The 15,100-nt window shown below is 73.0% G+C and carries 10 protein-coding genes; 3 read left to right on the top strand and 7 right to left on the bottom strand.

Translation table 11 applies throughout. The features are described 5' to 3' along the window. Window positions 1–53: 53 nt before the first annotated feature. From ACZ48Z_RS18075 to ACZ48Z_RS18085, 3 genes are all read left to right on the top strand, one after another. A complete protein-coding gene (locus ACZ48Z_RS18075; protein WP_468736822.1) occupies window positions 54–3,248 on the top strand; it encodes an FtsX-like permease family protein in 3,195 nt (1,064 codons plus the stop codon). A 73-nt stretch (window positions 3,249–3,321) separates the two neighbouring features. Further along, window positions 3,322–6,069 carry an ABC transporter permease gene (locus ACZ48Z_RS18080; RefSeq protein WP_468736885.1) on the top strand — a complete coding sequence of 916 codons (2,748 nt, stop codon included), beginning with the start codon at window positions 3,322–3,324 and terminating at the stop codon, window positions 6,067–6,069. Window positions 6,070–6,220: 151 nt separating this feature from the next. Beyond that, window positions 6,221–7,180: an ABC transporter ATP-binding protein gene (locus tag ACZ48Z_RS18085; RefSeq protein WP_468736823.1), complete on the top strand. Its 960-nt coding sequence runs from the start codon at window positions 6,221–6,223 to the stop codon at window positions 7,178–7,180. Between the two features lie 18 nt (window positions 7,181–7,198). On the opposite strand, the gene ACZ48Z_RS18090 is transcribed toward ACZ48Z_RS18085, so the two are convergent. The 7 genes from ACZ48Z_RS18090 to ACZ48Z_RS18120 all read right to left on the bottom strand — a co-directional run bounded on the left by ACZ48Z_RS18090 (window position 7,199) and on the right by ACZ48Z_RS18120 (window position 15,100). After that, window positions 7,199–7,867: a DUF8185 domain-containing protein gene (locus tag ACZ48Z_RS18090; RefSeq protein WP_468736824.1), complete on the bottom strand. Its 669-nt coding sequence runs from the start codon at window positions 7,865–7,867 to the stop codon at window positions 7,199–7,201. Continuing rightward, entirely contained in the window at window positions 7,864–8,277 is a 414-nt protein-coding gene (locus ACZ48Z_RS18095; RefSeq protein WP_468736825.1) for an acyl-CoA thioesterase, read from the bottom strand. Before ACZ48Z_RS18095 ends, ACZ48Z_RS18090 begins: the two co-directional genes overlap by 4 nt. Window positions 8,278–8,283: 6 nt before the next feature. Beyond that, window positions 8,284–9,948 carry an energy-dependent translational throttle protein EttA gene (gene ettA / locus ACZ48Z_RS18100; RefSeq protein ID WP_468736826.1) on the bottom strand — a complete coding sequence of 555 codons (1,665 nt, stop codon included), beginning with the start codon at window positions 9,946–9,948 and terminating at the stop codon, window positions 8,284–8,286. Between the two features lie 335 nt (window positions 9,949–10,283). Continuing rightward, on the bottom strand, window positions 10,284–10,646 hold the full coding sequence (locus tag ACZ48Z_RS18105; RefSeq protein ID WP_468736827.1) for a hypothetical protein: 363 nt from the start codon (window positions 10,644–10,646) through the stop codon (window positions 10,284–10,286). A gap of 42 nt (window positions 10,647–10,688) precedes the next feature. Then, complete coding sequence (locus ACZ48Z_RS18110; protein ID WP_468736828.1) at window positions 10,689–12,101, bottom strand: TQXA domain-containing protein; 1,413 nt, start codon at window positions 12,099–12,101, stop codon at window positions 10,689–10,691. 338 nt (window positions 12,102–12,439) lie between these two features. After that, window positions 12,440–12,901 carry a single-stranded DNA-binding protein gene (locus ACZ48Z_RS18115; protein WP_468736829.1) on the bottom strand — a complete coding sequence of 154 codons (462 nt, stop codon included), beginning with the start codon at window positions 12,899–12,901 and terminating at the stop codon, window positions 12,440–12,442. A 267-nt stretch (window positions 12,902–13,168) separates the two neighbouring features. Further along, a complete protein-coding gene (locus ACZ48Z_RS18120; RefSeq protein ID WP_468736830.1) occupies window positions 13,169–15,100 on the bottom strand; it encodes a YfjP family GTPase in 1,932 nt (643 codons plus the stop codon).

A 15,100-nucleotide genomic window follows, 5' to 3' on the forward strand; every position in this document is an offset into this window, starting at 1 on the left:
TGAAGAACACGGCGGGGGGCCGGGTGACGGGGTTCGGGGGAATCGCACGTTTCGTGTTCCGGCGTGCGCGGGCGCACCGGCTGCTGCTCGCCGCAGCGTTGCTCACGGTCCTGCTCACCACCGCGGTCCTTGCGACCCTCACCGCCTACTCCGGTGCGATCGGCGACGCGGCCCTGCGTCACGCCCTCCAGGACCCCCGCAACGCTGCCGACACCGCGCTGGTCGTCAAGGCCGACGTGCCCGAGGACCGCCGCAGGGCCGCCGACATCGCCGTACGCAATGTGGCGCGGCGGACGTTCGACGGGCTGCCGGTGACCGTGCGAACGTTGTCGCGGTCCGGCCCGTACGCGCTGCCGCGGTCGCTGCAGCCCGAGTCCGACCGGTCCGGGGAACCGGACCTGACCCACTTCGCGGCGCTGGACCGCAGCCGGGTGCAGCTGGTCGCGGGGCGGTTGCCGCGCACGGCGGACGGGCTCGTCGAGGTGGCGCTCCCGCAGTCCGCGGCCCGCGTCCTCGGCCTCGGCCCCGGTGACCGTTTCACCCTCGTCGACCGCCTGCGCGGTCCTGCGGTGCGGGTCACCGTGACCGGCGTGTACCGGCCCGCGCACACGGACGACCCGTACTGGCTCCTCGACGACCTGCACGGACGAGGCATCAACAAGCTGGATTTCACGACGTACGGCCCCCTGCTCGCCGATCCCGGCGAGCTGGCCGACGGGAGGGTGAGCGTCGGGGCTTCGGCCTGGCTGGCGTCGGCCGACTACGCGGCGATGACGACCGCGCGCACCGGCCCGCTGCGGAAGGCGGCCCTCGCGGGGAACGCGACGCTGCGCAAGGAGCCGTCCCTCGGCGGCGCCACGATCGCGTCGACCTCCCTGCCGGAGGTACTGGACCGCACCGACCGCTCGCTGCTCGTCTCCCGCTCCACCCTGCTGATCGTCGCCCTCCAGCTGGTGCTCCTCGCGGGCTGCGCGCTGCTGCTGGTGGCGGGGCTGCTGAGCAGTGAGCGCACGGGCGAGAGCCGGCTGCTGCTGGCGCGTGGTGCCTCCCGGGCCCGGATCGCGGGCCTCGCCGCCCTGGAGGGGGCACTGCTCGCGGCGCCCGCGCTGCTCTGCGCGCCGCTGCTTTCGGGCCCGCTGACCCATCTGCTGGCCGGGCGGGGCCCGTTGGCCCGGATCGGGCTGCGTCTGGAGGTTCCGTCGGGCGGCAGGCCCGGGGTGTGGCTGGTGGCCGCCGGTGTGGCGCTCGGGTGTGCGCTGGCGGTGACCCTGCCCGCGCTGACCTCGTCGTTCGCGCGCGGCCGGGCGCGGGCGCTGCCCGGTGCGGTGCGCGCGGGGGCGGACCTCGGACTGCTGGCCGTGGCCGCGGTGGCGTACTGGCAGCTCAGCCACCAGACCTCCGGTGCCGTGACCGACGACAACACCGGTGTGCTGGGCGTGGATCCGCTGCTGGTGGCGGCGCCCGCGCTCGCGCTGCTGGCCGGGACCGTGCTGACGCTGCGTCTGCTGCCGCCGCTGGCCCGGCTCGCCGAACGCCGGGCGGTGGGCGGCCGCGGGCTGACCGCGGCCCTGGCGGGCTGGCAGATCGCCCGCCGCCCGATGCGCGGGGCGGGCCCGGTGCTGCTCCTGGTCCTCGCGGTGGCGCTGGGCATGCTGGCCATCGGACAGGGCGCCTCCTGGAGCCGTTCGCAGTCCGACCAGGCGGACTTCCGCGCCGGAACCCCGGTGCGGGTCATGGCCTCCGGGGACACGGGTCTCGGCCGCACCGAGGAGTTCGCGGCCGTCCCGGGCGTACGGCGGACCGCACCGGCCGTCCGCTCCGAAATGCCGCTGTCCGGCAGCCGGGTGGCGACGGTGCTGGCGCTGGACACCTCCCGTGCCTCGGTGCTGATCCGTTCCGACCTGCACTCCGGACCGCTGCTCCAGGGGCTCGCCCCCAAGGGCGCGACGGCGGGCGTGCGGCTGCCCGCGGACACGGCCCGGCTGCGGCTGACGGTGAGTCTGCGCGGTTCCGTCCGCGGTACGACGACGCAGGTCGCCGTCACCCTGGAGGACGCCTACGGCACCCCCTACCGGCTCCCGGCCGGCCAACTCCCCGCCGACGGCCGTGTCCACGCCCTGGACGTCTACGTCTCCGGGGGTCCGCTGACCCTCACCACCCTGGAGCTGGTCCTCCCCGTCCCCAGCGGCGCAGCCGAACAACACCGGCTCACCGTGCGCGAGTTGACGGCGACGGGCACCGACGGGACGGCACGGCGACTGGAGTTTCCCGCGTCCTGGAAGGCCACCTCGCAGACAGACGGGGTGAGCTCGTCACTGAATCCCAAGACCAATCCGACCGAGCCGCGCCTGAGTTCGGGTTCCGGACGGCTGACCGTGGACTACGGCACCGGGTACATCCCGTCCGAAGACACCTGGAGCGTGGGGTCCTTGACGGTCCGGATGAGGGCCCCGCTGCCGCCACCGGCCGACGTCACGGGCGTCGCGACCGACAGCTTCCTCACCTCGGCGGGCGCCGCCGTCGGGGACAGCGTGGAAGTGCCGTTGGGCGGCGAGACCGTATCGGTGCGGATCGTGCGCTCGGTACGGGACATCCCCACGGCCGTCAACAACGGCGGGGCCCTGCTGGTCGATCTGCGGTCCGTGAACCGGGTGTTGCAGGCGCAGTACGGCCGCAGCGTGGAGCCGACCGAGTGGTGGCTGTCGACCGCCCCGGGCGCCTCGGGCCGGGTCGCCGCGGCGCTGCGGGCCCGGCCCGACATGGACCCGGCGCAGGTCGTGGTGCGGGACGAACTCGCCGGGCAGCTGCGGGACGACCCGTTCGGAGCGGGCCCCGAGGCCGCGTTCACGGCGGCGGCCGGGGTGGCGGCGGCGCTGGCCGCGGTCGGGTTCGCGGTGAGCGCGGCGGGGTCGCTGCGGGAGCGGGGCGCCGAGTTCGCCGTACTGCGTGCCCTGGGGGCCCCGCGCCGGCGGCTGGCCCGGGCGGTCGCCGTGGAGCAGGGCGTCCTGGTGGTGCTCGCGCTGCTGGTGGGCGCGCTGCTGGGCGCGGTTCTGACCCGGGCGGTGGTCCCGCTGATCGTGCTGACGGACGAGGCGGCCCGGCCGGTCCCCGCGGTCCTGGTCCAACTCCCGACCGCCCGGGCGGCCGTACTGCTGGCGGCGGTGGCACTCGCCCCGCTCCTGGTCACGGCGGCCCTCGCGCTACGGCGGGCGGATCCGGCGCGGGCGCTGCGTGAGGGGGGTGAGTGAGGTGAGGTTCTCCAAGGCCCGATGGGCGAGGTCGGCGAGGTTCTTCAAGGCTCGCGACACGGACGTCGCGTCGGTGACCGTGCCCTGGGTCCGCACCCGGCTGCGGACCGCGCCCGGCACCGCGTGTGCGCTCGCGCTGCTGGTCGCGCTGACGGCGTGCCTCGCGGCCGCCTTCCCGCGGGCCGTGGACCGGTACGAGGACGCGGGACTGCGCCGGGCCGCCGCACAGGCCCGCCCCGACCGGACCGGCATCGAGGTGTACGCCCCGCCGCCCTCCCTGATGGATCGAGTGGGCATGCGCGAGGACGCCCTGCGCCCCGACGCGCTGGCCCGGCAGTACGCCAAGGTCCGCGCCCAGGTCCCGAGCCAGCTCGTCCTCGACGAAGGCCAGTCGACGTACGGCGTGCGCACCGCCGCGAACCTCTCGGTGCCGGATCCCTGGCTGCCGAGGCCGACCGGGAAGCCCGCGGAGGTGACCCTGATCGCCCAGGAGGGCCTCGCCGACCACTCCGCCGTGCAGCGGGGGCGTCTGCCGCGCGCCGGCGGCGAGGTGACCTCCACGACCGGCGAGGTGGAGGCCGCGGTCACCGCCGAGACCGCCAAATCCCTGCACATCAGGGTGGGTTCGGTGATCCACGTCCCCACACGCGACCACACCCTCGCGGTCCGCGTCACCGGGATCCTCACCCCTCGCGACCCCCAGGGCCCCTACTGGTCCACCAAGTCGATCCTGCGCACCCCCTCCCTCATCCACGACCCCGCGCCGTCCGTCGACATGTACTGGCTCGGCGCCCTGCTCATCGCCCCCGACGCGGCCCCCGTCCTGCTGACCCCCGGCCCGGGAAACCCGGAGCGCTACTGGCAGTTGGCGCCTTCCGAGCAGGGGCTCCGGGCCCGCGACACCCCGGCCCTGCGGTCCGCGATCGCCTCCCTGGAGGCCGGTCCCGCGCTGCGCAGGGTGCGCCTGGTGATCGACGGCGCGCCCACCGAACTGACCGCGTACCAGAGCCAGACCGAGGTCGCCACCGACCTCGACGACGTCCTCATCGCCTACGACCGGCTCCGCGCGGGGGTCGCCCCGCTCGTCGCGGTCGCCGCGTTCGGCACCGGCACGGTCGCCGCCGTGGTCCTGCTGATGGCGGGCGGTCTCACCGCCGACCGCCGCCGCACCGAACTCTCCCTGCTGCGCGCCCGCGGCGCCTCCCTGCGCGGCCTGACGGCCCGCCTCTTCGCCGAGACGGCGGTCGTGGCCGTCCCCGCGGGCGCCCTGGGTCTCACCGCGGCGGTGCTCGCGCTCCCCGACGCCCGTGCCGCCCTCGCCGTGTGGGCCGCCGCCGCGGTCACCGCCGTCACCTGCGCGGCCCTCCCGCTGCGCGCGGCGGCCGCCCACCGCCTGGTCCGCGTCCACTCCGGCCGCGAGGACGTGTCGTCGGTACGGCCCTCCCGGCGCCGCACGGTCGCCGAGCTGACGCTGCTGGTCCTGGCGGCGGGGGCGGTGGAGTCGCTGCGTCGCCGTGGCACCTCGGGCTCCTCCGACGACCTCGTCTCGCTGGCACCGGCGCTGGTGGCGGTGATCGCGGCGCTGGTCCTGGTCCGCCTGTACCCGCTCCCGCTGCGGGGCCTGGCCCGCCGGGCCGCCCGGATGCGCGGTGCGGTGACCCACCTGTCGCTGGCGCGAGCGGGCCGCACCTCGGCCTCCGCCGTCCTGCCCCTCCTCGCCCTGCTGACCGCCCTGACCACGGCGGCCTTCGGCGGCTCGGTCCTGGCCGGTGTGCGGGAGGCCCGCGACCACGCGGCCCTCCTCGCGGTCGGCGCCGACGCGCGGGTGGAGACGGCCGTGGACGCCGCGGCACCGCTCCCCTCCGGGCTGCCGGACCGGCTGCGCAGGTCCCCGGGGGTGAGCGACCTGTCCGCGGTGAGCGTCACGTACGAGGCGAAGCCGGACAACGGGGCCCAGGCGGTGCCGTTGGTCGGGGTGAACCCCGCCGACTACGCGGACCTGTCGCAGCGGACAGGCCTGGGCGCCTTCACCGAGGCCCGGCTGAAGCGGCCCGCCCCCGGAGCCGCGATCCCCGCGCTCGCCGCCACGGCCACCGCCCGGACGTACGGCACCCGCCCCTTCCCGGTCCTCCTCCCGGACGGCAGCACCCTCACCGTCCGCATCACCGCCGTCCTCGACCGCACACCCGCGCTGACGGGCTCGGACTTCCTGGTCGTGAACCGTTCGGCGCTGAGCGGGACGGTCGCGCGGCCGACGGAAGTACTGCTGACGGGGAAGGGGCTGGACGGCGAAGCGCTGCGCAAGGCGGCGCCGAAGACGGCCTCCGTCTACCTGAGGTCCGAGGAACGGGAACGCTACGTCGACTCCCCCCTCCAGTCCGGCGCGGAACGCGTCTATACGACGGCGCTGGCGGCCGGCACGGGATACGCCGTCCTGGCACTCTTCCTGTCCCTGCTGCGCACGTCCCCGGAACGGACGGCCCTGCTGGCCCGGCTGCGCACAATGGGCCTGACCCGGGCGGCGGGCCGCCGCCTCCTCATCCTGGAGTCCCTCCCCCAGGCCCTGTCCGCCGCACTGGGCGGCGCCCTCACGGGCTGGGCCGCCGTCCTGCTCCTCGCCCCGGGATTCGACCTGACGGCCATCGCCCTGCCCTCGGCCCAACCCTCGCCGGTCGCAGCGCAGTTGCGCACGGACGCGCTGTCCCTTGCGGTGCCGGGGGCGGCGGTCCTGCTGCTGGCGGTGGGGATGGGGATCGGACAGGCGTGGTGGTCGAGCAGACGGGGATCGGTCAGGGAACTCAGAGCGGGGGACGCGAGATGAGGCGCGCTGCCGCGCCCGTCGCGCGCTCCGGCGGGTTCCGGCGTCGATGTGCGGCTCCTGCGCGCAGGCGCGACCGGCCCGCACCGATCAGCAGCGGCCCGACGGCCCCACCCCGCACCCCCGCACCGGACCCCAGTCCAGGAGACGGCCAGTGACCACGAACCCCACCCTCACCGACCTGACCCAGAAGGCGACCGAGGCCCGCTCCCGGCCCACCTACGGCCATGACGCGCTGATCACCTGCGACAGGCTCGTCCGCATCTTCACCACGGACGGTGTGGAGGTCCAGGCGCTCCAGGGCCTCGACCTCCTGGTCCGCCAGGGCGAACTGCTCGCCCTGGTGGGCGCGTCCGGCAGCGGAAAGTCCACCCTGATGAACATCCTCGCCGGCCTCGACACCCCCACCGCCGGCGCGGCCAGAGTCGCGGGCCACGACCTGCTCACCATGACGTCGAAGGACCGCCTGGCCTACCGCCGCGAAACGGTCGGCTTCGTCTGGCAGCAGACCTCCCGCAACCTGCTCCCCTACCTCACCGCGGCCCAGAACATCACCCTCCCCATCCAGCTCTCCGGCACCACGGAGCGCCGCCGCGCCCAGACCGAACGAGCCCTGGAACTACTGGAGTTGCTAGGGGTGGCAGACTGCCGCAACCGTCGCCCCCACCAGATGTCGGGCGGTCAGCAGCAGCGCGTGGCGATAGCGGTCGCCCTGGCCAACAACCCCGCGGTCCTGCTCGCCGACGAGCCGACGGGCGAACTCGACTCCCAGACCGCGGAACAGATCTTCGCCGCGTTCCGCACGGCCAACGAACAGCTCGGCACGACGATCGTCATCGTCACCCACGACCAGGCGGTGGCGAGCGAGGTCCGCCGCGCGGTCGCCATCAGGGACGGCCGCACCTCCACGGAGGTCCTGCGCCGCAGCGAGGTCGACGCGGCCACGGGCCACGAGACCCTGGTCGCCCGCGAGTACGCGATGCTGGACCGCGCGGGCCGCCTCCAGCTCCCGAAGGAGTACACCGAGGCGCTGGGCATGCGCGACCGGGTCGCGCTGGAACTGGAACCGGATCACATCGGCGTGTGGCCGGACGACAGCACCGGCGGGGACTGATGCACCGGCCGGGACCGATCAGCGCACGCTGACACCGAGGGCGCCAAGTCCCCCTTGGCGTACGGCGATCGAGCCGTACGGCGTGCGCAGCCGCAGCCACGCCCCCGACGAGACGAGCGCCCACGGCCCGCCGGGCCGCAGGAACCCCAGCGACTGGGCCGCGTGCACGGCCCGCACCGGAAGCCGGGTGTCCCCCACGGTCCGGGACCAGATCTCCCGCCCGATCCGGTCGAGTTCGGCCCGCGTCCGCTCCTCGGGCCCCAACTCCTCGGTACGGGAACGGAATTCGGCGACCCCGGCACGGACGAGCGCCCGTAGCTCGTCCGCCGTCGGCAACCCGGCCACCTCCCGCCAGTCACCGCGCGGCGGCAGCACCCCGGCCCACGGCGGCCCGGTCACCGCGTCGGGTACGACAGCGGTGCCCGCGCCCTCGTCGACGGACTCCAGGAGCTCACCGGCGGACACGGTCACGTCGAGCGTGATGTCCAGGCCGTTCTCGTACGGCTTCGCCAGCCGCACCGCCCTGATCGCCAGCACCTCGAAGGACGGCGGCCGCCCGAAGACGGCGAGCGCGGTCCCGGCCCCCTGGAGGCGTACCGCGGCCGAGCGGTCGTAGTGGAGCAGCCGGGAGAGGAAGGCCGCGAGGTCGGCCGCCTCCCCCTCGTCGGCGAGGTGGAGCGCCGTCATGCGGCGACGGCCTCGTCCTTGGTGTCGTCCCGGTACCCCTCCAGGAACTCGCGTTCCTCGGCGGTGATCCGGCGCGGCCGCTGGGCCTCGAAGTCGAACGGCACGACCACCGTCGAGGCCCGTACGTAGACCAGGTCGTCGTCCTTCACCTCGTAGGTGATGGTGAAGGACGCCGCCCTGATCTGCGAGACCCACAGCTCGATGTCGACCGGGTGGTGCCGGTGGACGAGCTGCCGCTTGTAGTCGATCTCGTGGCGCGCCACCACGGACCCCTGCTGGAAGTCCTTGTCCGGCCGGAAGAGGAAGTCGATCCGGGCTTCCTCCAGGTAACGGATGAAGACGGCGTTGTTGACATGGCCGTAGGCGTCCATGTCGGACCAGCGCAGTGGGCAGCGGTAGAGGTGACGCAAGGTCGATCAGCCCCGGGTCAGCTTCTTGTAGGTGGCACGGTGCGGACGCGCCGCGTCGGCGCCGAGCCGCTCGACCTTGTTCTTCTCGTACGACTCGAAGTTGCCCTCGAACCAGTACCACTTGGAGTCACCCTCGTAGGCGAGGATGTGGGTCGCGACCCGGTCCAGGAACCAGCGGTCGTGGGAGATGACCACGGCCGCGCCCGGGAACTCCAGCAGCGCGTTCTCAAGCGACGACAGGGTCTCGACGTCGAGGTCGTTGGTGGGCTCGTCGAGGAGCAGCAGGTTGCCGCCCTCCTTGAGCGTGAGCGCCAGGTTCAGGCGGTTGCGCTCACCACCGGACAGGACGCCGGCCGGCTTCTGCTGGTCCGGGCCCTTGAAACCGAAGGCGGAGACGTAGGCCCGCGACGGCATCTCGACCTGGCCCACGTTGATGTAGTCCAGCTCGTCCGACACCACGGCCCAGAGGGTCTTCTTGGGGTCGATGTTGGCGCGGCTCTGGTCGACGTAGCTGATCTTGACCGTGTCGCCGATCTTGACCGAACCCGAGTCCGCGGGCTCAAGGCCCTGGATCATCTTGAACAGCGTGGTCTTGCCCGCGCCGTTCGGGCCGATGATGCCGACGATGCCGTTGCGCGGCAGCGTGAACGAGAGGTCGTCGACCAGGACCTTGTCGCCGAACGCCTTCGAGAGGTTCTTGACCTCGACGACGATGGAGCCCAGACGCGGGCCCGGCGGGATCTGGATCTCCTCGAAGTCCAGCTTCCGCATCTTGTCGGCCTCGGCCGCCATTTCCTCGTAACGGGCAAGGCGGGCCTTGGACTTGGTCTGGCGGCCCTTGGCGTTGGAGCGGACCCACTCCAGCTCTTCCTTGAGGCGCTTGGCGCGCTTCTCGTCCTTGCGGCCCTCGACCTTGAGGCGGGTGGCCTTCTTCTCCAGGTACGTGGAGTAGTTGCCCTCGTAGGGGATCGCGCGACCGCGGTCGAGTTCGAGGATCCACTCGGCGACGTTGTTCAGGAAGTACCGGTCGTGAGTGACGGCGACGACGGCGCCCGCGTACTTCGAGAGGTGCTGCTCCAGCCAGTTCACCGACTCGGCGTCGAGGTGGTTGGTGGGCTCGTCGAGGAGGAGCAGGTCCGGGGCCTCGATCAGCAGCTTGCACAGCGCGACGCGGCGCTTCTCGCCACCGGAGAGGTTGGTGACGGGCCAGTCGCCGGGCGGGCAGCCCAGCGCCTCCATCGCCTGCTCCAGCTGCGCGTCCAGGTCCCAGGCGTTGGCGTGGTCCAGGTCCTCCTGGAGCTTGCCCATCTCGTCGAGGAGCGCGTCCGAGTAGTCCGTCGCCATGAGCTCGGCGACCTCGTTGAAGCGGTGGAGCTTGCCCATGATCTCGGCGGCGCCGTCCTGGACGTTCTCCAGGACCGTCTTGGACTCGTCGAGCTTCGGCTCCTGCATGAGGATGCCGACGCTGAACCCGGGCGACAGGAACGCGTCACCGTTGGACGGCTGCTCCAGACCCGCCATGATCTTGAGAACGGTGGACTTACCGGCACCGTTAGGTCCGACCACACCGATCTTCGCGCCGGGCAGGAAGCTCAGCGTCACGTCGTCAAGGATGACCTTGTCGCCGTGCGCCTTACGCGTCTTGCGCATGGTGTAGATGTACTCAGCCAAGAGAAACCGTCCGGCAACTTGAGATCTGGCAGTGGGCAGATACACCCCATCTTGCCTGAGGTCCACCCTCGGGTGGTAACCCGTTTGGCCGGAGGCGGCTGACCTGGGGTTTCCGTGTCAGGTCCTGACCTGGAAGAACACCGCCGGACCGACTGCCGTCAGGGATGGCCGACGAGAAGCCCGCCACCCCGGCCGCCCCCGGCTCCGTCCCGGGCAGCCCTCGCGCCCACCGCCACCGGCGAGCTGGTCCCGGTCGGCTCCCAACGACCTCGGGCAGGTGTACTCCCACGTGGGCGGCACCGCAGTTACGCGGGCCTCCGCAACGGCACGCGGGATCAGTCGTCCGCCCTGCGCGCGGCCAGCAGCAGCGCGGCAGCCGCGGCCACCGCCCCCACTGCTCCCGCGGACCGCATCAACCCGTGCGACGTGCGCCACGACAGCACCGACCACTTCGACTGCGCCGACAGCAACGACCCCGTGCTCAGCCATGAGCCCGCCGAGACCAGGGACAGGGCCGAACCGATCGACCCCACGGACAGGGCGCTGCCGATCGAGCCGACCGACAGGGCCGAACCCACGGAGCCGATGGACAGCACCGAGCCCACCGAGCCGATCGAGAGCACCGAGTCCTGCGACCACAGGGACAGCAGGGACTGCGAGGAGGCGTGTCGCGCCGATGGTGCGGTTGGCTTGGTCATGCCGCCATTCTGCCCGTCACCCCCGTCGCCGACCCTCCGCGGTCAGTCGTGCGTCCCGTTCTGCTTCCTGCCCGTGAGGACCAGGGCCGCGCCCCCGATCACGACCAGCGCGATGGCGGTACCGGCGATCAGCGGGGTCGTGGCGGACCCGCCGGTCTCGGCGAGGTTGACGTCGGCGGAGGGTGCGGCCACCATCGCCGGGCTGGGCTCGCTGAGGGTCTGGGCCGTGGTGCCCGTGTCAGCGCCCCGGGTGCTGCAGTCGAGGACTCCGGTGAACCGCTTCGCGAGACCGCCGGGGCCCTTGATCGTGAAGTCGTACGCCTGGTCCTCCTGGAGCGGGACCGTCATCGTGCGGGACTCGCCCGCAGCGATGGCGTACTCCGTGCCCATCAGCTCGAACCCGAACTCCTCGTCGCCCTGGTTGGTCGCCGTGATGTCCAGCCCGCCCACGGTGCAGTTCCGGGCCGCGGAGAGAGCCGGTACGGCACCCTGCTTCGCCCAGGTCGCACTCGCCGTCGCCGAGACCGTCGACTCGCTGGAACCGGCGAGGATCTGCGTCTGGCTCCGGCTCTCGGAGGCGAACGCGCGACCGACCGGCACCGTGGTCGAGGCCTGGACGGCGAGGTCGGCCGAACCCGCCGCCGCGTCCTCGGGGACGTCGAAGTAGAGCTCGCTGCCGTTGCTCGCGGACGTCACCGGCTTGCCGTCCTTGCCGACGATCCGCACCCCGCTCGTGGCCGCGTCCGCCGGAGGACTGACCGTCGTACCGGCAGCGTTGGTGTGCACCGTCACCGGGCCGAGCAGCTCGCCTGGATGGCCGGAGACCGCGGGCGGGTCGAGCGTCAGCGACGCCGCCGGTTCCGCGACGTCACGGGCGCTCTTCTCCAGGTAGTCCGCGAGCCTCTCGGCCTGCGGGTCTGCGGCGTCCACGTCCGCGGCGTCCGAGTAGCGCCAGATCGCGACCTGGGTGCCGGCCGCCGCGTCCTGCTCGGTGAGGCCCGCGGAGATGCCGGCCTCGGCGGCCAGCGCCGCGAGGTCGTTCACCTGGGGGTAGGAGTTCTGCAGGATCCAACGGATCTTGCCGGCGTCCTTGTTGGTGCCCAGCGAGGTGCCGCTCCAGTCGGTCTCGTGGTACTTGGCGTCCTTCTGCGTGGGGTTGTAGAGGTCGACGCAGTACGTCTGAAGGGTTCCGCCGCCCTCCACCGACATCTCGAAGAGCCCGGCCGACACCTGCAGATCGCCGTCGGTGCCGTGTATCACCGCGTCGCCGTAGGTCTTCAGCCCTCCTATGGTGGCGGTCGCCCCTCTCTGGTTCTGTGCCGTGTCGTCCGCCGACGCCGTACCGGCGGCAGCCACCGTCACACCGGCGGCGAGCAGGCCGGAGACGAACGTGACGGCCGCGAGGCGAATCGCCTCTCGTCCGCGCACGGACAGCGCAGAGAACGCAGAAAACACGGAATTCCCCTTCGAGCAGGACCCGTTGACGAGCGGGGTGGCGGTCCCACCAGCAGAATCAGTAGCCCCGGGAGCTGTGTTCGGCATCCTAGGGACGCGGCCGCGCCCCTCTTCCCGGGGATGCGGTCGGAAGATCGATCCGACTCGGAATCGTTATCGCCAACACCCTTCACCGGCAGGGCTTATCGACAAATCGACCGGAGTTTTCCGGAACGCATTCGCCGATAAGCCGTACTTCGGTCAGGACCGGAGCGAGAGCCGGATCCGGATCCATAGCCGCAGCCACAGCCGGAGTCGCAGCCGGAGTCGGGATCGGCGCCGAGTCCTCACCCCCGATGTCACGCCACCGCGACGGGCTCCTCCCGGTCCGCCGTCTCGTCCTGCGGTGTCTCCCAGGCCGGCTCGGGCTGCGTGGGCGCACCGGCGACGGCGTTCTCCGGCCGCTGTGTGCGCCGGAAGGCCGAGGTGCCGCGCGCGAGGTCGTGACCGATCGCCACCGCGTCGATGTCGGCCGAGGTCCAGGACGGCTGTCCCTCCCGTACTTCCGAACGCACCTTCAACCGGCCCTGGACGACCACCGGATCACCCACGTTCAGCGATCCCGACACGTTCGTGGCGAGCTGACGGTTGGCCCACACCGTGAAGAAGTTGGTGTGCCCGTCCGTCCACTCGTTCTTCTCTCGGTCCAGATAGCGCGCGGTCGCCGCCAGCCGGAACCGCACCGAGGCGCCCGTCGCCAGCTCCCGGTACACCGGCTGCGTCGCCACGTTGCCCACCGCGCAGATCATCGTCTCGTTCATCTCGGGGAACCCCTCCCGGACATGCGTACGGGCCCGTCCCGTACGGCTGCTGCTGTCTGCGTGCCGACCGCGTCACCGCGATCGCCGCGAAGCCAGACTGCCTCCGTCGGGCCGGGCCCGCTGAGCCCTGTGGACCGTCCACGGGTTGTGGAAAACTCCGCCACCCGAACGAGTGCCCCGGTCCACGAGGAAACGAGGAACCGGGTCCACTAGGCCACCCAGCCCGCAAGGACACCCAGTCCACGGACCACCCGTCACCCCACCCCCTCACCCCACCCCGACAACCCTCCCGTACTGCTCCCGGACCTCCCGGTAGCGGAGCAGCTCCGCCGCCACCGGATCCAGCACCCGGGCCCGGCCGCACCCGGCCGCCGCCTCCCGCAGCCGCCGTTCCGCGTCCGTCCCGTACCGCCGGGCGGGCCCGCGCGCCGCGATCCGGCAGCTCCACTCGACGAGCGGGCCACCGATGATGCCGGCCACCATCAGCAGCACCGGAACTCCCAGGTTCGGCGCCATGACCCCGGCGATCTGGCCCGCCAGCCAGAGCCCGCCGACGATCTGAAGGAGTGTCATGGACGCCTGTGCCAGTACGGCCACGGGCCACCAGCCCGGGCGTGGCGGCTTGCCCGGTGGCAGCCAGGCCCGGGCCGTCAGCTCGTCCAGCGCCTCGGACAGCCCCTGGGAGCCGCGTACGGCCGCCTCGCGCACCGCCAGCGCCCACGGCGCGGGGAGGCCAGACGAGGCCCTGTCGGCGAGTGTCCGTACGGCCTGTTCGACGCGTTGCCGCGCGGTCGCCTCCTCGTCGGCCTGGGCGCGCAGCGACAGCCGGCCCGTGGGAGGTTCCCTCCGGTCCTGGTACCAACGCCACAGCCGCAGCCAGGGCGTTCCGCACGCGCGGTTGGCGTTGCGCAGCCAGGCGCGCTCGGCGGCCTCGCCCGCCGCGGTGGCGCCGACCGCGTCCGCGAGCCGGGCGGCGAAGTCGTCCCGTGCCTCCTCGCTGAGCCCGGTACGCCGCGCCGTCGCGTAGACGGGCCGCAAGCGCCACGCCGCCGCGTCCACGTCGGCGGCGATCCGCCGTGCCGGAGCCCCGCGCTCCGCCACGAACTGGCCGAGCGCCTCCCGCAGTTCCCCGACGCCGTCCCCGGTGAGCGCCGACAGCGCGAGCACGGTGGCGCCGGGTTCGCCGTACTCCCCCAGCGCGATTCCGTCCTCGTCGAGCAGCCGCCGCAGATCATCCAGGACCTGTTCGGCGGCCTCCCCGGGCAGCCGGTCGATCTGGTTGAGGACGACGAACATGACCTCCGCGTGGCCCGCCATGGGCCGCAGATAGCGCTCGTGCAGCATGGCGTCGGCGTACTTCTCGGGGTCGACGACCCAGATGACGGCGTCGACGAGTGCCAGGACCCGGTCCACGTGCTCGCGGTGCTGCACGGCGGCGGAGTCGTGGTCGGGCAGGTCGACCAGGACGAGCCCCCGCAACTGGGCCTCCGACTCGGCGGTCTGCAACGGGCGCCGCCGCAACCGGGGCGGGATGCCGAGCCGTTCGATGAGGCTGGCCGAGCCGTCGCTCCAACTGCACGCGATCGGCGCGGCGGTGGTGGGCCGGCGTACGCCCGTCTCGGAGATGGCCACTCCGGCGAGGGCGTTGAACAGCTGCGACTTGCCGCTGCCCGTAGCGCCCGCGACGGCCACGACGGTGTGCTGCCCGGAGAGCTTGCGCCGGGCGGCCGCCTCGTCGAGAACCTGCCCGGCCTCGGCGAGCGTCCGGCTGTCGAGCCGGGCCCGCGAGAGCCCGATCAGCTCCCGCAGCGCGTCCAGACGCGAGCGCAGGGGGCCGTCGTACGCCAGCGGGGCGGCGGGGGGCGCCTTGTGGCCGCGGACCTCCACGACGGCGGCCTGCTCGGTCTCGGCGGTGACACGCCGCGCGATGAGCCCGTCGTCCCAGGTACCGCTGGAGTCGCCGTCAACAGGCGCTTCGGCACCGGCCGCTTCTCCGGACGCCGACCCGGCCTCCCCGCGCGCGTGCCCGACATCGCTGCGCCCGTCACCGCCGTCCACGCGCGCGGGCTCCTCCTCACCCCCGGACTCCGTCCCGCCTTCCGGCAGGGGTTTCTCGGCCGGCGAATCCCCCTCCCCCGGGTCTGCGGCTACGGCGTCCCCCGCCCGCTCCGTGTGGTCCTGATCCGTGACGGCGGTCAT

The organism is Streptomyces sp. NPDC031225 (assembly GCF_055570355.1).